This is a genomic window from Stenotrophomonas sp. S4, from assembly GCF_054187805.2.
In genome coordinates, this window is the sequence record NZ_CM196188.1 from 2010938 (window position 1) to 2031136 (window position 20199).

Here is a 20199-nt window from a genome sequence, read left to right on the forward strand (position 1 = left end):
CGGAGCGTAGAATCGGTTGACTATCAAGACAATCGCTTCAATATTTAACGATATGGTGAGTAGTATTCAACAATCCGGCGGAGGTGATCTGGCCGCCTTCACTGCGTTCCTGGCGGTGGCAGCGCATCGGAGCTTCCGCAGCGCGGCGGCGGAGTTGAACATCACGCCGTCGGCGATCAGTCATGCGATCAAGGCGCTCGAGCAGCGGCTGGGTGCGCGCCTGTTCAATCGCACCACGCGCAGCGTCTCGCTGACCGACGCCGGGGAGCGGCTGGCGGAAAAACTGCGTCCGGCCATGGCCTCGATCGAAGAGGCCCTGCAGTCGGTGGATACTGAGGCTGGCACGCCGCGCGGTACGGTCCGCATCAACGCCAGTGAAGGCGCCATACGGCTCGTGCTGAAGCCCGTGCTTGCGCGGTTCCTGCGCCAGTACCCGCAGATCCACCTGGATATCGTCAGTGACGGCCGGTTGGGCGATATCGTTTCGGAGGGATTCGATGCGGGTATCCGCCTGACCGAAGCCGTGCCCCAGGACATGGTCGCGATTGCAGTGACCGCGCCCATGCGGTTCGCGGCGGTTGCCTCGCCGGCGTACCTGCAGGCGCGTGGGCGGCCACTGCGGCCGCTGGATCTGCATCAGCACGACTGCATCCGTTTCCGCTTCGAAAGTGGGGCGATCTACCGGTGGGAGTTCGAGCATCAAGGCACCACCGAGCGGGTGAACGTCTCCGGGCCGATCACGCTGACGGACCAGCCGTTGATGGTCGACGCGGCCATTGAAGGTATCGGCATTGCCTTCGTTCCCGAGCATCTGGCACTGGAGCCATTGGCCGATGGCCGCCTGCTGCGGCTGCTCGAGGACTGGTGTCCCGAGTTTCCCGGTCTTTCGCTGTACTACCCGGGCCATCGGCATGTGCCGCCCGGGCTGAAAGCGCTGATCGGTCTTCTTCAGGAACAGCACGGCGGGCGCGGGTAGTCCGGGTAGCGCCGGGCATTGGTCAAGGCAAGGCAGAGCGGCCTGCGTGATAATGCGGCCATGAGCATCCAAGAGCTTTCCCCCGCGCAGGCACGCGAGCGCCTGGCCCATGGCGCGGTGCTGATCGATGTGCGCGAGGCGCACGAACGGGCCGGGGGCATGGCCGAAGGCGCGCATGGCGTGGCCAAGGGCGAGCTGCAGGCCGACCCGGCCGCGCATCTGCCGCGGCACGACCAGGAAATCCTGCTGATCTGCCAGAGCGGCAAGCGCTCGGCCGATGCCGCGCAGTTCCTGCTGGAGGCCGGCTACACCCGCGTCGCTTCCGTGATGGGCGGCACCGTGGCCTGGCGCGAGCAGTCGCTGCCGCTGGTACAGCCCCTGGCCAGCGCTGCCGACCGCGACTTCTACGATCGCTATTCGCGCCACCTGCTGCTGCCACAGGTGGGCGAGGCCGGCCAGCGCCGGCTGCAGCAGTCGCGCGTGCTGGTGCTGGGTGCAGGTGGCCTGGGCGCGCCGGCGGGCTTCTATCTGGCCGCGGCCGGGGTAGGGCATCTGCGCTTCGCCGACCATGACCGCGTGGAACGCAGCAACCTGCACCGGCAGATCGTGCATACCGAGGCCAGCGTCGGCCAGCTCAAGGTCGATTCCGCGCGCGAGCGGCTGCTGGCGCTGAACCCGTCGATCGAGGTCGAGGCGGTGCCGGAACGGGTCACGTCCGAGAACGTGGATGTGCTGCTGGAGGGCGTGGACGTGGTGCTGGATGGGTCGGACAACTTCCCGCTGCGCTACCTGCTCAACGACGCCTGCATCAAGCACGCCAAGCCACTGGTGTATGCCGCCATCGAGCGCTTTGACGGCCAGGTAAGCGTGTTTGACGCCGGCCGCCAGCGTGGCGTGGCGCCGTGCTACCGCTGCCTGTTCCCGGAGCCGCCGCCGCCGGAGTTCGCGCCGAACTGTTCCGAGGCGGGCGTGCTGGGTGTGCTGCCGGGCCTGGCTGGTGTGCTGCAGGCCACCGAGGTGCTGAAGCTGCTGCTGGGCATCGGCGAGCCGCTGGTGGGGCGCCTGCTGCGCTTCGATGCGCTGGGCATGCGCTTCCGCGAGACCGGCATCCGGCCGGACCCGCGTTGCCCGGTGTGCGCGCCGGGCGTGCCGTTCCCGGGGTATATCGATTACGCGGCGTTTTGCCGGGGTGGGTGAACCCGGCCGGGGATTCATCCACGCATGGCGTGGATCTACTAATGCGTCGGTAGATCCACGCCATGCGTGGATGGATGTATCGGGTTTCGGGATGATGCTGGGGGTCGCTCCCAGCATCGTTCCACATCCAAGACAATCCGGCGCAACATGCGTGCTATTGCCGTCATCGGCATTGCTCTATTGTTGAACCCGATTCTGGATCTTGGGGAAAACACCGCATGGCGGTAGAAGCAGCGACCAGCGAGCTGGTCAAGGTCGTCGCCCTGTTGGGCGCGGCGGTGGTGATGGTGCCTTTGTTCCGCCGGGCCGGCCTGGGCTCGGTGCTGGGCTACTTCGCTGCCGGCCTGGCGATCGGACCGTTCGGGCTGGGCTGGTTCTCCGATCCGCAGGCGATCCTGCATACCGCCGAGCTCGGCGTGGTGATGTTCCTGTTCGTGATCGGCCTGGAGATGCGGCCCTCGCACCTGTGGAGCCTGCGCAAGGAAATCTTCGGGCTGGGCACGCTGCAGATCGTCACCTGTGCGGTGGTGCTGACCAGCATCGCCAAACTGTTCGGCCTGCCATGGCAGGTGGCCTTCATCGGCGCCACCGGTTTCGTGCTCACCTCCACCGCGGTGGTCATGCAGCTGCTGGCCGAGCGTGGCGACATCGCGCTGCCGTCGGGGCAGAAGATCGTCTCCATCCTCCTGTTCGAAGACCTGCTGATCGTGCCGTTGTTGGCGCTGGTGGCCTGGATGGGACCGAGTGCCGGCAGTGCCGATGGCGAGGGTTCTCGCTGGCTGTCGGTGGCGATTGGCGTCGGTGCCATCGTCGGCCTGGTGCTGGTCGGCCGCTTCCTGCTCAACCCGCTGTTCCGCGTGCTGGCCGAGTCGAAGGCGCGCGAGGTGATGACTGCCGCCGCGCTGCTGGTGGTGCTGGGTGCGGCGCTGCTGATGCAGCTGTCCGGCCTGTCGATGGCGATGGGCGCGTTCCTGGCCGGCGTGCTGCTGAGCGAGTCGACCTTCCGCCACCAGATCGAGGCGGACATTGAACCGTTCCGCGGCATCCTGCTCGGCCTGTTCTTCCTCAGCGTGGGCATGGCGCTGGACCTGAGCGTGGTGGCCGCGCACTGGCAGCTGATCCTAGGCCTGGTGCTGGCGCTGATGGCGGCCAAGGCGCTGTGCATCTACGTGGTGGCGCGCGTGATGGGCAGCGACCACGCGCAGGCGCTGGACCGTGGCGTGCTGATGGCGCAGGGCGGCGAGTTCGCCTTCGTGTTGTTCTCCGCCGCCGCATCGGCCGGCGTGATCGACCTGGAGATCAATGCCAACTTCACCGCCGTGGTGGTGTTGTCGATGGCACTGACTCCGCTGGTGGTGCTGGTCTACAAGCGCATCGCGCCGAAGCCGACGGTGAACATGGACGGCGTGGACGAGGCCGACGGCCTGTCCGGCAGCGTGCTGCTGATCGGTTTCGGTCGCTTCGGCCAGGTCGCCAGCCAGTCGCTGCTGGCGCGCGACGTGGACGTGACCATCATCGACAACGATGTGGAGATGATCCAGAGCGCGGCGCGGTTCGGTTTCAAGATCTATTACGGTGATGGCACGCGTCTGGATGTGCTGCATGCCTCGGGCGCCGCGACCGCGCGTGCGATTGCGGTGTGCGTGGACAAGGCCGAGGCGGCCGACCGCATCGTTGAACTGGTGGCGCATGAATTCCCGCAGGCCAAGTTGATGGTGCGCTCGTTCGACCGCGAGCATTCGCTGCGGCTGATCCATGCCGGTGTCGATTTCCAGATTCGCGAGACCTTTGAATCGGCAGTGCTGTTTGGCCAGGCCGCGCTGGTGGAACTGGGGGCGGATGAAGACGACGCGGTGGAGATTGCCGAGCAGATCCGTCGCCGCGATGCCGAGCGTTTCGAGCTGGAGATTGCCGGTGGTGGTCTGAATGCCGGCGCGCGGATGATCTACGGCAACAGCCCGCAGGGCGTACCGACGCCGACGCCGTTCACTGCGCCGAAGCGGGAGAGCAAGACGCTGAACCCGCAGGATGTGCCGGAAGAGGAATGACCCGCCCGGGTCGGATCCCTTTCCGAAGGAAAGGGCTCTGACCCGTTCTGCCATGTTGGGGTCAGAGCCCTTTGCCTGTGGCAAAGGGATCCGACCCCATCAGGACCCCATTCCGCGGTGGGCGAGGGGGCCTGAATCGGGGACAATAGCGTCCCCGCCGCCCCACGCCTGCTCCCGATGACCGATTCCGCCCCCCAGCTTCCTGCCCGCATCCTTGATGGCCGCCGCATCGCCGAGGACCTGCTCGACAGCCTGAAGGTGCGCGTCGACGCGCGCGTGGCTGCCGGTGGCAGCCGTCCGGGCCTGGCCGTGGTGCTGGTCGGTGGCGACCCGGCCTCGACCGTGTACGTGCGCAACAAGCGCCGTGCCGCCGAGAAGGTCGGCATCGAAGCACATGACTACGACCTGCCGGCCGGTACCACTGAGGCCGAGCTGCTCGACCTGATCGACCAGCTCAATGCCGATCCGAAGATCAACGGCATCCTGATCCAGCTGCCGCTGCCGGGCATCCCCGACGCGCGCCGGCTGATCCAGCGCATCGACCCGCGCAAGGACGTGGACGGCTTCCACCCGGAAAACGTCGGCCACCTGGCCCTGCGCGAGTTCGGCCTGCGCCCGTGCACCCCGCGCGGCATCACCACGCTGCTGGGCCACACCGACCAGCCGGTGCGCGGCCGCAACGCCACCATCGTGGGCGTGAGCAACCACGTCGGCCGCCCGATGGGCCTGGAACTGCTGATTGCCGGCTGCACCGTGACCAGCTGCCACAAGTTCACCCCCAAGGACGTGCTGGAACAGGCCGTGCGCAACGCCGACATCCTGGTGGTGGCGGTGGGCCGCCCGGGCATCGTGCCGGGCGAGTGGGTGAAGCCGGGCGCGGTGGTGATCGACGTCGGTATCAACCGGTTGGATGACGGCCGCCTGGTGGGCGACGTCGGGTTTGAAGCGGCTGCCCAGCGGGCGAGCTGGATCACCCCGGTGCCGGGTGGCGTGGGCCCGATGACCGTGGCCACGTTGATGCAGAACACGTTGGAAGCGGCGGAAGCGCTTAGCTGACGGCGGCTGGGGCTGGTCTCAGATGTCTGAGGGATAGTGCGGACCAACGGTCCGCACCCACCTAAAGCGGCTGGATCTGGCCCTTGGGTCTGCTCGCGAGATGTGCTGCTGGTGGGTGCCGACCGTTGGTCGGCACAATGCCAGAGGGCTGGGGCTCCTGCTGGGGCACTGGTGTCTGAGAGAGAGTGCGGACCAACGGTCCGCACCCACCACAGGCAGGCCGACGACCGGCTGTTGGTAGGTGCCAACCTTGGTTGGCACGATCCGTCCGGCGCTGGACTCCAGATGGGGTGAAGGCCTCTCCCTGTTTGTGCCAACCAAGGTTGGCACCTACCAAAGGCGGTTCCAGTGCGGACCAACGGTCCGCACCCACCGAGAGCAGGTTCCATGCCCTGAGAGCAGGTTGCGGCCCCCCTGAACCAATCACCGCCCGCGCGACACTGCGTCGCATCTACCCCCTGCCACAGGGCGCGAAAAAGGGGTAAAATGTCGCGCTTCCCCACATCTCGGGTATGCCGATGCTGCGCATCCAGGCTGAAGCACTCACTTACGACGACGTCTCGCTCGTCCCCGCCCATTCGACCATCCTGCCCAAGGACGTCAACCTCGAAACGCGGTTGACTCGCGACCTGAAGCTGAAGCTTCCGATCCTGTCCGCAGCCATGGATACCGTCACCGAAGCCCGCCTGGCCATCGCCATGGCCCAGCTCGGCGGCATGGGCATCATCCACAAGAATCTCAGCCTGGAACAGCAGGCCGCGGAAGTGGCCAAGGTCAAGAAGTTCGAGGCCGGTGTCATCCGCGACCCGATCACCGTCGGCCCGGAAACCACCATCCGCGACGTGCTGGCCCTGACCCAGGCGCACAACATCTCCGGCGTGCCGGTGGTGGGCAGCGACGGCCAGCTGGCCGGCATCGTGACCCACCGCGACATGCGCTTCGAGACCGAGCTGGACGATCCGGTCCGCCACATCATGACCAAGAAGGATCGCCTGATCACGGTCAAGGAAGGCGCCGCGTCTGACGAAGTGCTGCAGCTGCTGCACCGCAACCGCATCGAAAAGGTGCTGGTGGTCAACGATTCGTTCGAACTGCGTGGCCTGATCACCGTCAAGGACATCCAGAAGAACACCGACTTCCCGAACGCTGCCAAGGATCTGTCGACCCGCCTTCTGGTCGGCGCTGCCGTCGGCGTGGGTGGCGATACCGATCGCCGCGTGGAAGCGCTGGTCGCCGCCGGCGTGGACGTGATCGTGGTCGATACCGCGCACGGCCACTCGCAGGGCGTGCTGGACCGCGTCAGCTGGGTCAAGAAGAACTTCCCGCACGTGCAGGTCATCGGTGGCAACATCTGCACCGGCGAAGCCGCACTGGCGCTGCTGGACAGCGGCGCGGACGCAGTGAAGGTCGGCATCGGCCCGGGCTCGATCTGCACCACCCGCGTTGTTGCCGGCGTCGGCGTGCCGCAGGTCACTGCAATCGACCTGGTGGCCGAGGCGCTGCAGGACCGCATCCCGCTGATCGCCGACGGTGGCATCCGCTACTCGGGCGACATCGGCAAGGCGCTGGCCGCCGGTGCCTCGACCATCATGGTCGGTGGCCTGCTGGCCGGTACTGAGGAGTCGCCGGGCGAGACCGAGCTGTACCAGGGTCGTTCGTACAAGAGCTACCGCGGCATGGGCTCGCTGGCTGCCATGGAGAAGGGGTCGAAGGACCGCTACTTCCAGGACGCCGCCACCGCAGACAAGCTGGTGCCGGAAGGCATCGAAGGCCGCGTGCCGTACCGCGGCCCGGTGGGCGGCATCATCCACCAGCTGATGGGCGGCCTGCGCGCCACCATGGGCTACGTGGGCTGCGCCACCATCGAAGACATGCGCAGCAAGCCCAAGTTCGTGAAGATCAGCGGCGCCGGCCAGCGTGAGAGCCACGTCCACGACGTGACGATCACCAAAGAGCCGCCGAACTACCGCGCCTGATGCGCTTGCGAACTGCTCTTGCGATTACGGGCAGCCTGCTGATGGCAGGCTGTTCGTTGTCCGAACCGCCGCCGCGCTCCGGGTCTCCGGGCGCGGCGGTTTCGCAATTGCAGGACGTGCAGGCGTGCCAGAACGCGTTCTCGCTGCCAAAGGGCTGGCAGGTGCAGGCCGCCGGCGAGCAGCGCTGGCTGCTGAAAGGCATCGGCGAGCGCCCGCTGCAGGTCACGCTGCAATGCATTACCGAGCTGCTGCACGGGCCGGATGATCCGGTGCTGACGCCGGTACTGGGCGCGCTGGAGCCCGCACGGATGAGCGTGCGCTGGGCGTCCTGGGGCGCTGCGGAGTCGGGCTTCTCGATGGCAGCGCTGCAACGGCGCATCGTGCCCGGCACCGAAGTGCAGGAGATCGCCGAGTTGCCGCGCGCTGACCGCTCCAACCCCAACGCACCGCACGGCCTGCTGATGCTGCGCTGGGACGAGGAAGACACCTCACATATTCAACAACGCGAGGCGTTCATCGCCACGCTGACGCAGAGCCTTGAAGCGCCGGGCGCTGCGAAAAACACCACTGGAACGGCACCATGACCAACATCCATAACGACAAGATCCTCATCCTCGATTTCGGCGCGCAGTACACGCAGCTGATCGCCCGCCGCATCCGCGAGCTGGGCGTCTACTGCGAAATCTGGGCGTGGGACCACAACCCGGCCGAGATCGCGGCGTTCGGCGCCAAGGGCATCATCCTGTCCGGTGGCCCGGAATCGACCACGCTGCCGGGTGCGCCTGCCGCACCGCAGGAAGTGTTCGACAGCGGCCTGCCGATCTTCGGCATCTGCTACGGAATGCAGACCCTGGCCGCGCAGCTGGGCGGTGCCACCGAAGCCGCCGACCAGCGCGAGTTCGGCCACGCCGAAGTGAACGTGATCAACCCCGATGCACTGTTCAAGGGCCTGAGCGACCACGGCGGCGAGCCGAAGCTGAATGTCTGGATGAGCCACGGCGACCACGTCTCCGTTGCGCCGCCGGGCTTCACCATCACCGCCACCACCGACCGCATTCCGGTGGCCGCCATGGCCAACGAAGAAAAGCGCTGGTACGGCGTGCAGTTCCACCCGGAAGTGACCCACACCCTGCAGGGCCAGGCGCTGCTGCGCCGCTTCGTGATGGATGTGTGCGGCTGCCAGACCCTGTGGACCGCCGCCAACATCATCGACGACCAGATCGCCCGCGTAAGAGATCAAGTGGGCGATGACGAGGTGATCCTGGGCCTGTCCGGCGGCGTTGATTCGTCGGTTGTGGCCGCGCTGCTGCACAAGGCCATCGGCGAGAAGCTGACCTGCGTGTTCGTGGATACCGGCCTGCTGCGCTGGCAGGAAGGCGACCAGGTGATGGCGATGTTCGCCGAGCACATGGGCGTAAAGGTGGTGCGCGTAAATGCCGCCGACCGTTATTTCGCCGCGCTGGAAGGCGTGAGCGACCCGGAAGCCAAGCGCAAGATCATCGGCAACCTGTTCGTTGAGATCTTCGACGAAGAGTCGAACAAGCTGAGCAACGCCAAGTGGCTGGCGCAGGGTACCATCTACCCGGACGTGATCGAGTCGGCCGGCAGCAAGACCGGCAAGGCGCATGTGATCAAGAGCCACCACAACGTGGGTGGCCTGCCGGAGCACATGAAGCTGGGCCTGGTGGAGCCGCTGCGCGAGCTGTTCAAGGACGAGGTGCGCCGCCTGGGCGTTGAGCTGGGTTTGCCGCGCACGATGGTCTACCGCCATCCGTTCCCGGGCCCGGGCCTGGGCGTGCGTATCCTGGGCGAAGTGAAGCGTGAGTACGCCGAACTGCTGGCCAAGGCCGATTCCATCTTCATCGATGAGCTGCGCAAGGCGGACCTGTACGACAAGACCAGCCAGGCGTTTGCCGTGTTCCTGCCGGTGAAGTCGGTGGGCGTGGTGGGCGATGCGCGGGCTTATGAGTGGGTGATTGCACTGCGGGCCGTGGAGACGATTGATTTCATGACGGCGCATTGGGCGCATCTGCCGTACGAGTTCCTGGGGACGGTGAGCAACCGGATCATCAATGAGTTGCGGGGGGTGTCGCGGGTTGTCTATGACATCTCGGGGAAGCCGCCGGCGACTATTGAGTGGGAGTGAGTTGAAGAACGAGGGCGCCGAATGGCGCCCTTGTTGTTTGTGGTGCGTGCCCTGGTGTTCTCTTTTCGAAACTTTTGGCACGTCGCGCTGGATTTGTATCAAGGTCAGAATCTGCCGGCCACCTCGTATGCATGAGCCTTCAACTGCAGGCTGCCTTCGGATTAGCAATATGCATGGGCTGCGGCATCAGTATGCACAGATGCGATATGAAGTATTGACGGGGTGGAAGTCACCAGCAGCAGACGGACCTGGCAAGGCTCAATTCGCTCTGTCGCAGCGCTTGGTCGACCGACACGCCCGCCAGCAAATCAGCCGTGAACTCGGGCATGAGCGGTTGACGGTGACGTCGATCAATCTGGGAGCTTGAGGTTGGCTAGGCTGATGCATAAATATTATCCCAATGATAGACTTTAGACGATTTAAGACGACTTTAGAACATAATTCCAGAGCGCCATCGACATGAGTACTGAACCATGGGTGACTGCTGATCACGTGGCCCAGCATCTCGGTGTCGCCAAAGACACTGTTTATCGCTGGAGAGAGCGCAAGGGCCTACCAGCGCACCGCGTAGGGCGGCTGTGGAAGTTTCAGTTGTCCGAAGTGGACGAGTGGGTGCGCGCAGGCGGAGCCGACGAAGGTGCCACTGAGTCAGGGAGTCAACACACATGAGCACTACGGCTTTTACCCGCTCATGCAATGGCGCTAGTAGACCATTTGGGTCCTTGAGAAAAGAGTCATGACGACCTCAGAACAACAAATCGAACTCGATCTGATCGCCAAGCTTGGTGACCTCAAGTACACCTATCGCCCAGATATCCGGGGCCGTGCTGCGCTAGAGGCCAACTTTCGCGCCAAATTTGAGGCACTCAACCGGGTGCGTCTGACCGACGGCGAGTTCCAACGCTTGCTGGACAGCATTATCACGCCCGATGCCTACAACGCCGCCCAAACGCTGCGCAACATCAACGCCTTCGAGCGCGACGACGGCACGCCGCTGAACTACACGCTGGTGAACATCCGCGACTGGTGCAAAAACGACTTCGAGGTCGTCAACCAGCTACGCATGAACACCGACAACAGCCATCACCGCTACGACGTGATGCTGCTCATCAACGGTGTGCCGGTAGTGCAGATCGAGTTGAAGACGCTGGCGGTCAGCCCGCGCCGCGCTATGCAGCAGATCGTCGATTACAAGGGCGACCCCGGCAACGGCTATGGCAAGACCCTGCTGTGCTTCTTGCAGCTCTTCATCGTCAGCAACCGCACCGACACCTGGTACTTCGCAAACAACAACGCCCGGCACTTCAGCTTCAATGCCGACGAGCGCTTCTTGCCGGTCTACCAGTTCGCCAGCGAGGACAACAAGAAGGTCACCCAGCTCGATAGCTTCGCCGACAAGTTCCTGGCCAAGTGCACCCTGGGCCAGATGATCAGCCGCTACATGGTGCTGGTGGCCAGCGAGCAGAAGCTGCTGATGATGCGGCCGTACCAAATCTATGCAGTCAAAGCCATCGTGGAGTGCATCCACCAGAACTGCGGCAACGGCTACATCTGGCACACCACGGGCTCAGGCAAGACCCTGACCTCGTTCAAGGCGTCCACCCTGCTCAAAGACAACCCGGACATCGACAAGTGCCTGTTCGTGGTGGACCGCAAAGACTTGGATCGCCAGACCCGCGAAGAATTCAACCGGTTCCAAGAAGGCTGCGTCGAAGAGAACACCAACACCGAGGCGCTGGTGCGCCGCCTGCTGTCTGACGACTACGCCGACAAGGTGATCGTCACCACCATCCAGAAGCTCGGCCTGGCGCTGGACGAGAACAGCAAGCGCAACAAGCAGAAGGAAAAGCAGGGTCAGGAGACCTACAAGCAGCGTCTGGAGCTCCTGCGCGAGCAGCGCGTGGTGTTCATCTTCGACGAGTGCCACCGCTCGCAGTTCGGCGACAACCACAAGGCCATCAAGGAGTTCTTCCCGAAGGCCCAGTTGTTCGGCTTCACCGGTACCCCGATCTTCAAAGAGAACGCCACGGCCGTGAAGATTGAAGGCCAGCAGGCCAGCTACCGCACCACGGATGACCTGTTCCAGCGCTGCCTGCACGAATACACGATCACACACGCCATCGAAGACCAAAACGTCCTGAAGTTCCACATCGACTTCTTCAAGCCCGAGGGCAAGAAGCCGCCGAAGCCGGGCGAGGGGTTACCGAAAGCCAAGGTCATCGAGACCATACTGGCCAAGCACGATGCCGCCACCAACGGGCGCAAGTTCAATGCCGTGCTGGCCACCGCCAGCATCAACGACGCGATCGAATATTTCGAGTCATTCAAGGAGCTACAGGACAAACGGCGTGCCGACGATGACCGCTTCGTTCCGCTGAACGTGGCCTGCGTGTTCTCCCCACCTGCCGAAGGCAACAAAGACGTGCAGCAGATTCAGGAAGACCTGCCGCAGGAGAAGGCCGACAACCAGCAGGACCCCGAAGGCAAGAAGGCAGCGCTCACGCGCATCATGGCCGACTACAACGCGCGCTTCGGCACCAACCACCGCATTGCCGATTTCGACCTGTACTACCAGGATGTGCAGAAGCGCATCAAGGACCAGCAGTACCCGAATGCCGATCTGCCGCATGGCCAGAAGATCGACATCACCATCGTGGTGGACATGCTGCTCACCGGCTTTGACTCCAAGTACCTCAACACGCTGTACGTGGACAAGAACCTCAAGTACCACGGCCTAATCCAAGCGTTCTCGCGCACCAACCGCGTCTTGAACGACAGCAAACCCTACGGCAATGTGCTCGACTTCCGCCAGCAGCAAGAACCTGTGGAAGAGGCCATCGCGCTGTTCTCGGGCGAGAAGACCGACAACCCGCGCGAAATCTGGCTGGTGGACCCGGCGCCCAAGGTCATCGACACCTTGCAAGCCGCAACGCAAAAGCTGGCGGACTTCATGCAGTCACAAGGGCTGACGAACGCCCCGGAAGAAGTCGCCAACCTGAAGGGTGACGCTGCGCGCAGCCAGTTCGTCAACCTCTTCAAAGAAGTGCAGCGCCTCAAAACGCAGCTGGATCAATACACCGACCTGTCGGAAGAGCAGAAGTCGCAGATCACGCAGATCGTGCCACCTGACCAGATGCTGGGTTTTAAGGGCGTGTACCTGGAAATCGCCAAGCGCTTGAAGGCTCTACAAGACCGCGACCAAGCGCCGCCCGAAGTGCAGCAGCTCGACTTCGAGTTCGTGCTCTTCGCCTCGGCGGTGATCGACTACGACTACATCATGGGCCTGATTGCCCGCATGACGCAGCAGAAGCCCGGCAAGCTGACCTTGAACCGCGAGCAGCTCATCGGCCTGATCCAGGCCGATGCCAAGTTCATCGACGACCGCGACGACATCGCCGAATACATACGTGGCCTGCCCGTCGGTCAGGCCTTGGACGAGGACGGCATTCGCAAGGACTTTGACCGCTTCAAGTCTGAGAAGAAGAGCCGGGCGCTGTCCGAGATGGCACAGCGCCATGGTCTGGGGACCGATGCGTTGCAAGGCTTCGTCGATGGCGTGCTGCGCCGCCGCATCTTTGACGGCGAAGCGCTGAGCGAATTGATGACGCCACTGAATCTGGGTTGGAAGGCCCGCACGCAGAAGGAGCTGGCGTTGATGGAAGAACTCACGCCGCTGCTGCAAAAACTGGCGCAAGGGCGAGAGATTTCAGGGTTGAGTGCGTATGAGCAATAATAAAAACACCGCAATGATGAAGAGTAACGTCGGTAGGGTGAGGCTGCCCAATCTCCGCCTGCCTGAGTTCCGCAACTCTGCGCCCTGGAATACAAAACTTGGCGGAGAAGTTTTCGATCAGGTCAACAATAAAGAACACAACGCCGACCTCCCTGTTCTCGCTGTGACACAGGAGCACGGAGCGATTCCGCGCGACCTCATTGATTATCATGTATCGGTAGCAGATGCGAGCATCGAGGGCTATAAAGTCGTAGAAGTTGGTGACTTTATCATTAGCCTGCGCTCATTTCAGGGGGGGGTCGAATTTTCAGAATATCGTGGCATCTGCAGTCCTGCCTACGTTATTCTGCGACTAAAAAACGAAAACTCCAAAGATTACTTTAGGCATTACTTAAAGACTGATCGATTTATTCGGCAGCTAACAAAAAATCTAGAGGGCCTCCGTGACGGGAAGATGATTAGCTACAAGCAGTTTTCTGAGCTGCATCTGGCTATCCCTTCACACCCGGAGCAACAGTGCATCGCTGATTGCTTGTCTTCCCTGGACGAACTGATAGAGGCGGAAGAAAAAAAGCTCAAGGCGCTCAGAGAAAATAAGATGGCTCTGGTGTTGGAGCTCTTCCCTCAGAGGGCAGAGGCCGTCCCTCGCCTGCGTTTTCCAGAGTTCCAATGCGATGCTCCGTGGGTTTCAACCAAGCTGAGCGAAGTTGCAGCCATTCAATCGGGAGGAACGCCGGCGCGCACGATTCCGGCATATTGGGGTGGTGATATTCCCTGGGTAACCACCTCACTTATCGACGCCGGAATCATTCTTGAAGCAGAAGAGTTTATTACCCAGGCGGGCCTAAAGGAGTCGTCGGCAAAGGTTTTTCCTCAAGGTACGATACTTATGGCCATGTATGGTCAGGGGCAGACGCGCGGAAAAGTTGCCGTCTTAGGGATTGCCGCCGCCACGAATCAAGCTTGTGCAGCAATTCTCTTGAGGTCGAGAGAAGTATCCAACAGCTTCGTTTTTCAAAGCCTTAATGGCAGATACAAAGAAATCCGGGAAATCAGCAATTCCGGAGGGCAGGCGAATCTAAGCGCGGGACTCATTGAGAATATTCATATTTCCTATCCACGGAATAAGGATGAACAAGATAAAATATCATCATTCCTTTCCTCGCTTGATGATTTGGTGCGTGTGCAAGCCCAGAGAGTGGGGCAACTTAGAGTTTTCAAGAAAGGGCTGATGCAACAGCTATTCCCGGCGCTCAACGAGGTTCAGGAATGAAGCCAGGAAAGACCTTCGCCAACCTGACCGCCCTGGCAACCCACTTGCGGGCTGAGTTGGAAAACAAGAAGACCATCGTCCTGTATGCCTACAACGGCACCGGCAAGACACGCCTGTCCATGGCCTTCAAGGACATCGGCAAGCAGGGTGGTGCCAACGGCGAAGCGCGTGACACCCTTTACTTCAATGCCTTCACCGAAGACCTATTCCATTGGGACAACGACTTGGAGGGTGACAGCGACCGCAAGTTGACGCTGAACGCCGACTCGCGCTTCTTCGCCGGCTTGGCCGAATTGGAGATGGACAACCGCATCCGGCCGCTGCTGCAGCGTTACGCGGACTTTGACTTCCGCATCGACACTCAGGAATGGGCGGTGCGGTTCTCGCGCACGGTGAACGGGGAGGTCATCGACAACATTAAGGTGTCGCGCGGCGAAGAGAACCTCTTCGTCTGGTGCTTCTTCCTCGCCGTCATGCGGCTGGCGATGGACCCGGAGATCGAGGCCTACCGCTGGGTGAAGTACGTCTACATCGACGATCCGATTTCGTCGCTCGATGAGCACAACGCCGTCTCCGTGGGCAACCACCTGGCGCAGCTATTGAGCAAGGCAGACAACACGCTGAGGGTCGTCATCTCGTCGCACCATCCGCTGTTCTTCAACGTGATGCACAACGAACTGGATGCGCGCAAGTCGAAGAAAGTCTCGGCGCACTTCTTGTCGCGATCCAAAACGGACGGCTCATACAACCTGGCCTACACCGGCGCGACTCCGTTCTTCCACCATGTGGCGGTGCTGACGGACCTTTACCAGGCTGCTCATTCGGGCGAGCTGTACACCTACCACTTCAACATGCTCCGCTCGGTGCTGGAGAAGTCAGCGAGTTTCCATGGCTTCTCGAAGTTCTCGGCCTGCATCCCGACCGACGATGCGGACGACCCGGAAGGTGTTTTGTATGCCCGGCTCATCAACATCCTGAGCCACGGCGACTATTCCTTGTTCGAACCCGTGCCGATGGGAGACGAGAACAAGGAGCACTTCAAGACGATTCTTGATGGCTTCCTGAATCGCTACCCGTTCAACCCCGATTTGTTCCCCCAGCCTGCACCGGCTGCTGGGCCAGCAGGTACACCATGACCGATTTCGAAAAGCAAAAACTGGGCAAGACCCTTTGGGCGATTGCAGACCAACTGCGCGGCGCCATGAACGCGGATGACTTTCGCGACTACATGCTCGCCTTCCTGTTCCTGCGCTACCTCTCGGACAACTACGAGGCCGCTGCCAAAAAAGAGCTGGGCCAGGACTACCCGAAGCAAATCGACGGTTCAGTTACTACGCCGCTGCAGCTTTGGTACGAGGCCAACGAAGGCGATGTCAAAGAATTCGAGAAGCAGATGCGCCGCAAGGTGCACTACGTGATCGAGCCGCAGTACCTGTGGGGCAACATCGCCGAGATGGCGCGCACCCAGGATGGTGAGCTGCTTAAGACGCTGCAGAGGGGCCTGGGCTACATCGAGACGGAATCATTCGCCAGCACCTTTCGGGGTTTGTTCTCCGAGATCAACCTCGCCTCGGACAAGCTTGGCAAGACCTACGCCGAGCGCAATGCTCAGCTGTGCAAGATCATCAAGGAGATCGCGAACGGGCTGAGCCAGTTCTCGACCGACAGCGACACGCTGGGCGATGCCTATGAGTATCTGATCAGTCAGTTCGCAGCAGGCTCGGGCAAAAAGGCGGGCGAGTTCTACACCCCGCAGCCCATTTCCAGCATCCTGTCAGCCATCGTCACGCTGGACGGGCAGGAGCCCGCCACGGGCCAACGCTCGCACCTGGACAGCGTGCTGGACTTTGCCTGCGGGTCTGGCTCGCTGCTGCTGAATGTGCGTCACCGGATGGGGCCGCACGGCATCGGCAAGATCTATGGGCAAGAGAAAAACATCACCACCTACAACTTGGCGCGCATGAACATGCTGCTGCACGGGGTGAAGGATTCGGAGTTCGATATCTTCCACGGCGACACACTGCTCAACGAGTGGGAGGCCCTGCGCGAGACCAACCCGGCCAAGATGCCAAAGTTCGATGCAGTGGTGGCCAACCCTCCATTCAGCTATCGCTGGGAGCCCTCGGAATCGCTCAGCGAGGACATGCGCTTCAAGAACTATGGCCTGGCGCCGAAGTCGGCGGCGGACTTCGCCTTCCTGCTGCATGGCTTCCACTTCCTGAAGCAGGACGGTGTGATGACCATCATCCTGCCGCACGGGGTCTTGTTCCGTGGCGGTGCCGAGGCCCGCATCCGCACCAAGCTGCTCAAGGATGGGCACATTGACACGGTGATTGGCCTGCCCGCCAACCTGTTCTTCTCCACCGGCATCCCGGTGTGCATCCTTGTGCTGAAGAAGTGCAAGAAGCCGGACGACGTGCTGTTCATCAATGCCGCAGAGGAGTACGACAAGGCCAAGCGGCAGAACGTGCTTCAGTCCGAGCACATCAACAAGATCATCGACACCTACCAGTACCGCAAGGAAGAGCAGCGCTATTCGCGCCGCGTGAGCATGGAAGAAATCGAGAAGAACGATTTCAACCTGAACATCTCGCGCTACGTGAGCACGGCTGAGGCCGAGGAAGAGATCGACTTGGCGGTGGTGCATGCCAACTTGCTCGCCGCCGAACAGAAGATTACCGAAGCCAAGAAGCGACACAATCAGTATCTGGCTGAACTGGGATTGCCTTTATTGCCCTAGGCGATCCCACAAATGGGTGCCGTAGAACGCCGGATTTTCTACTTTGAAATGCACCGGGAATTGGGGGTGGGTCAGGAATCTCTAGCGTCTGATGGCCTTGCTATCGGGAGTGGGTCAGAATTGCTCAGATCTTGCCTGTGCTAGATGGGAATCTTAGGGCCATTGTCCGGATTAGGTTATAGTCGTTAAGAAGACACAGTACAGGGCAAAGTTGATGATTCCAACTTACGACAAATTCATCGATCCCGTGCTGCGCTTTCTCGAGGGACACCCTGGAGGCGTTGCTGCTGCCGCAGCATATGATGCTGCGGCCAGTGTCTTAGGGCTGACCGAGGAGCAGAAGCTCCGGGTGTTGGATAGCGGTGCGCAGGTCTATAAGAATCGAGCGGCTTGGGCACATGATCGGCTGAAGCGCGCTGGCCTTTCGTCCAGCCCGAGACGCGGTGTCTGGCAGTTGACGGAGGCTGGCAGAAATTACGTTAGCGATCATCCGTTACCGCTGGACGATGCGGAGGTTGGGAGAATCGCAAATGGCTACCTCTCGGTTAAGCTTCGATCTTCGGTGGATGCTGCGGCGCTAGATGGCCCTGCATCCAGTGAACTAGCTCCCGGGTCTCCGGTTTTGAGCCCCGATGATCGACTTGATAGTGCACTTGCTGAATTGAAATCGGCCACAGCGGCTGAGCTTCTGGATTGCTTGCTGCGTGTTTCTCCCGGGCGGTTTGAAATCATCGTTCTCGATATCCTGCATCGACTGGGGTACGGCGCGAGCCGCTCTGACCTGTTACGCGTCGGCGGCGCTGGAGATGGCGGAATCGATGGCGTGATTTCGCTTGATAAGCTCGGGCTGGACAAGGTCTATGTGCAAGCGAAGCGCTGGAAGAGCACGGTTGGTAGGCCCGAGCTTCAGGCTTTCTACGGGGCGCTTGCCGGACAGAAGGCCAAACGCGGAGTTTTCATAACCACGTCTGGCTTCACGCCTCAGGCAGTTGAATTCGTTGGCTCTGTTGAGGGCATTGTTATCGTCGATGGAAACCGATTAGTTGGTCTCATGATCGACAATGAGGTGGGTGTGAGCTCGCGTATTCTTCGGGTCCCATCCGTGGATAGCGATTATTTCGACGAAGATGCTTGATTTGCAGTATTTGCAGTCAGGGGACATTTTCGAGGGAGCAGTTGCGAGCCCTGTTGGGGTTGATTTCCGGGCCTTGTGAGCGGATCCCGCCTCACTCCGGCCGAACCTCGTGACAGGCCCACTCAACCAACCCCCGGCAAGCCAGAAACAGCCCATCCACAACCCCCTCATCCAAATGCCGCTCCGGCTCCGCGGCCACCCGGCAGCGATCTGCCGCATGCAAAAGCTCCAGCACCGTGAGCGCCCCAACCATCGCGCGCTCACTCCTCGCCAGGCTCACGCGACGCCCGGGCGACACATCGGTTTCTGGCCAAGGATGCCCATCAGCCCCCTCGCAGCCGCGCATGCGCTTGAGGATGCCGAGCAGGGAGTTCAGGTCGGGCAGGGGAGTGTCGTCGTTGATGGGTTCAACAACGGTGTACGAGGAGAAGGTGTCGGATTCGTTCATGGCGTCGGCTTCCGTGGCTGTGCTTAACAGCGCCACCGTGTGAGCGGGTGGCGGACGGTGCGGGTTGCAAACCGGGACGCAGAGAAGTGACCGGCGGGCCCGAAGGCCCCCACGCACCGTCCGCCATATAGGCCGACGGATTGCCAGCCGGCACCGCCCCAAGGACGGTGCCGACTGGCAAGCGTTTTCACTCTACGTCTCGGGTTTGCACGCCCGGCCACCCGTTGTCGGTGGCGCGCCATGGTGTTTACACCGCCGCTTCGAACGCCAATAGAAAATGGCGAACACGAAGTGGAATTCGAGAGCGAAGAACTATTGTTGCACGCACCATTCGTGCAGCACGCGACACCGCCGGATGCATTCGCGCAGTTGCTCTGCTGATAGCGAATCAAAGTGGCGCAATCGCCTACGCCACAAGCGAATAGCGCGACGGCATTCTTTGCAACAGCTCTTAATCCGACTCGCCAAGAAGCGGCGCGCGATCAGTCGCACAGCTCGAATATCGGTTCAAACCCGACACCATCAGCAGCTCTCGTAGCCTCAACCGACGCCATCCTCAGTAGGTCCCGCATTCCCCACCAGTAACTCAATCATCGCCCGCGCCGCCGCCGACTGCCGCCGATGCGGCGCATAGATCACCGAGAACGGCCGCGATCTTTCCCGCAGCTGCGGCAGCACTTCCACCAGCTGCCCGCGTTGCAGCCGCTCGCGCACGATGAACGCATAGCTCTGGCAGATGCCGATGCCCTGTTCGGCCAGCGACACCACGCCCAGCACATCGTCGGAGGTCTCGATGGACGAGCGCGGCAGCCAGTCCACGTCGCGTCCACCGTCGCGGAAGATCCACGGCGCCAGCCGCCCGGTGCGCGGCATCACGAAGGGCAGGCACAGGTGCTGCTGCAGGTCGTCCAGCGTCTGCGGTGTGCCGCGGCGCTGCAGGTACTCCGGCGAAGCCACCAGCACCAAAGGCGCATCCTCCAGCTTCCGCCCCACCAGCCCGCTGTCCGGCAGCTGGCCCAGGCGGATGGCCAGGTCGAAGCCTTCGGCCACCAGGTCCACGTTGCGGTTGGTGATGTTCAGTTCCACCTGCACCTGCGGGTACTGCTGCGCAAAGCGCGCCAGCACGGGCGGCAGCCGGTAGTGGCCATAGGTGGTGGGCACGCTCAGGCGCACGCGGCCGGCCAGCGCGCCGTCCTGGGCCAGTACGTCGCGCTCGGCGTCGTCCAGCAGGCCGAAGGCGGTGCGCACCTGTTCCAGATACAGCCGCCCGGCGTCGGTCAGGCCCACGCGGCGGGTGGTCCGCTGCAGCAGCTGCCGGCCCAGCCGCGCTTCCAGGCGGGTAACCGCGCGGCTCAGCACCGAGGGCGTGGTGGACAGCGCCACCGCGCCGGCGGTGAACGAGCCGTGCTCGACCACCGCCAGGAACACCTCCACGTCGCCCAGGTAGTCGAACTTGCGGCTCATTTGGCTC

Annotated in this window: 15 protein-coding genes; 13 read left to right on the top strand and 2 right to left on the bottom strand. The window is 62.2% G+C overall.

Annotated elements, in window-relative coordinates; genetic code table 11:
* The first annotated feature begins 64 nt into the window (after positions 1-64).
* The 13 genes from ACUZUJ_RS09455 to ACUZUJ_RS09515 all read left to right on the top strand — a co-directional run bounded on the left by ACUZUJ_RS09455 (position 65) and on the right by ACUZUJ_RS09515 (position 18280).
* Positions 65-976: a LysR family transcriptional regulator gene (locus ACUZUJ_RS09455; protein ID WP_458220270.1), complete on the top strand. Its 912-nt coding sequence runs from the start codon at positions 65-67 to the stop codon at positions 974-976.
* Positions 977-1036: 60 nt separating this feature from the next.
* Entirely contained in the window at positions 1037-2173 is a 1137-nt protein-coding gene (moeB, locus tag ACUZUJ_RS09460) for a molybdopterin-synthase adenylyltransferase MoeB (protein WP_458220265.1), read from the top strand.
* A gap of 218 nt (positions 2174-2391) precedes the next feature.
* Entirely contained in the window at positions 2392-4221 is a 1830-nt protein-coding gene (locus ACUZUJ_RS09465; protein ID WP_135968240.1) for a monovalent cation:proton antiporter-2 (CPA2) family protein, read from the top strand.
* Between the two features lie 177 nt (positions 4222-4398).
* Positions 4399-5277, top strand: a complete 879-nt coding sequence (gene folD, locus ACUZUJ_RS09470) for a bifunctional methylenetetrahydrofolate dehydrogenase/methenyltetrahydrofolate cyclohydrolase FolD (RefSeq protein WP_014036908.1) — start codon at positions 4399-4401, stop codon at positions 5275-5277.
* 518 nt (positions 5278-5795) lie between these two features.
* Positions 5796-7253: an IMP dehydrogenase gene (guaB, locus tag ACUZUJ_RS09475; protein WP_026347169.1), complete on the top strand. Its 1458-nt coding sequence runs from the start codon at positions 5796-5798 to the stop codon at positions 7251-7253.
* A 107-nt stretch (positions 7254-7360) separates the two neighbouring features.
* Positions 7361-7837 carry a hypothetical protein gene (locus tag ACUZUJ_RS09480; protein WP_458220269.1) on the top strand — a complete coding sequence of 159 codons (477 nt, stop codon included), beginning with the start codon at positions 7361-7363 and terminating at the stop codon, positions 7835-7837.
* The gene (guaA, locus tag ACUZUJ_RS09485) at positions 7834-9399 is read left to right on the top strand and encodes a glutamine-hydrolyzing GMP synthase (RefSeq protein ID WP_458220264.1); all 1566 of its coding nucleotides are present in this window, start codon (positions 7834-7836) and stop codon (positions 9397-9399) included. Before ACUZUJ_RS09480 ends, guaA begins: the two co-directional genes overlap by 4 nt.
* A gap of 459 nt (positions 9400-9858) precedes the next feature.
* A complete protein-coding gene (locus ACUZUJ_RS09490; protein ID WP_458220263.1) occupies positions 9859-10068 on the top strand; it encodes a helix-turn-helix domain-containing protein in 210 nt (69 codons plus the stop codon).
* A gap of 67 nt (positions 10069-10135) precedes the next feature.
* Positions 10136-13132, top strand: coding sequence for a type I restriction endonuclease subunit R (locus ACUZUJ_RS09495; protein ID WP_458220262.1), 2997 nt, complete (start codon positions 10136-10138; stop codon positions 13130-13132).
* A complete protein-coding gene (locus tag ACUZUJ_RS09500; protein WP_458220261.1) occupies positions 13122-14405 on the top strand; it encodes a restriction endonuclease subunit S in 1284 nt (427 codons plus the stop codon). The genes ACUZUJ_RS09495 and ACUZUJ_RS09500 overlap by 11 nt, the downstream gene beginning before the upstream one ends.
* Positions 14402-15541, top strand: coding sequence for an AAA family ATPase (locus ACUZUJ_RS09505; protein WP_458220260.1), 1140 nt, complete (start codon positions 14402-14404; stop codon positions 15539-15541). Before ACUZUJ_RS09500 ends, ACUZUJ_RS09505 begins: the two co-directional genes overlap by 4 nt.
* Positions 15538-17145, top strand: coding sequence for a type I restriction-modification system subunit M (locus tag ACUZUJ_RS09510; RefSeq protein ID WP_458220259.1), 1608 nt, complete (start codon positions 15538-15540; stop codon positions 17143-17145). Before ACUZUJ_RS09505 ends, ACUZUJ_RS09510 begins: the two co-directional genes overlap by 4 nt.
* A 214-nt stretch (positions 17146-17359) precedes the next feature.
* A complete protein-coding gene (locus ACUZUJ_RS09515) occupies positions 17360-18280 on the top strand; it encodes a restriction endonuclease (RefSeq protein ID WP_458220258.1) in 921 nt (306 codons plus the stop codon).
* A gap of 91 nt (positions 18281-18371) precedes the next feature.
* Here the strand turns inward: ACUZUJ_RS09515 and ACUZUJ_RS09520 are convergent, their stop codons facing one another.
* Positions 18372-18728 carry a hypothetical protein gene (locus tag ACUZUJ_RS09520; RefSeq protein WP_159360045.1) on the bottom strand — a complete coding sequence of 119 codons (357 nt, stop codon included), beginning with the start codon at positions 18726-18728 and terminating at the stop codon, positions 18372-18374.
* A gap of 540 nt (positions 18729-19268) precedes the next feature.
* A complete protein-coding gene (locus ACUZUJ_RS09525) occupies positions 19269-20192 on the bottom strand; it encodes a LysR family transcriptional regulator (RefSeq protein WP_458220257.1) in 924 nt (307 codons plus the stop codon).
* Between the last annotated feature and the right edge of the window lie 7 nt (positions 20193-20199).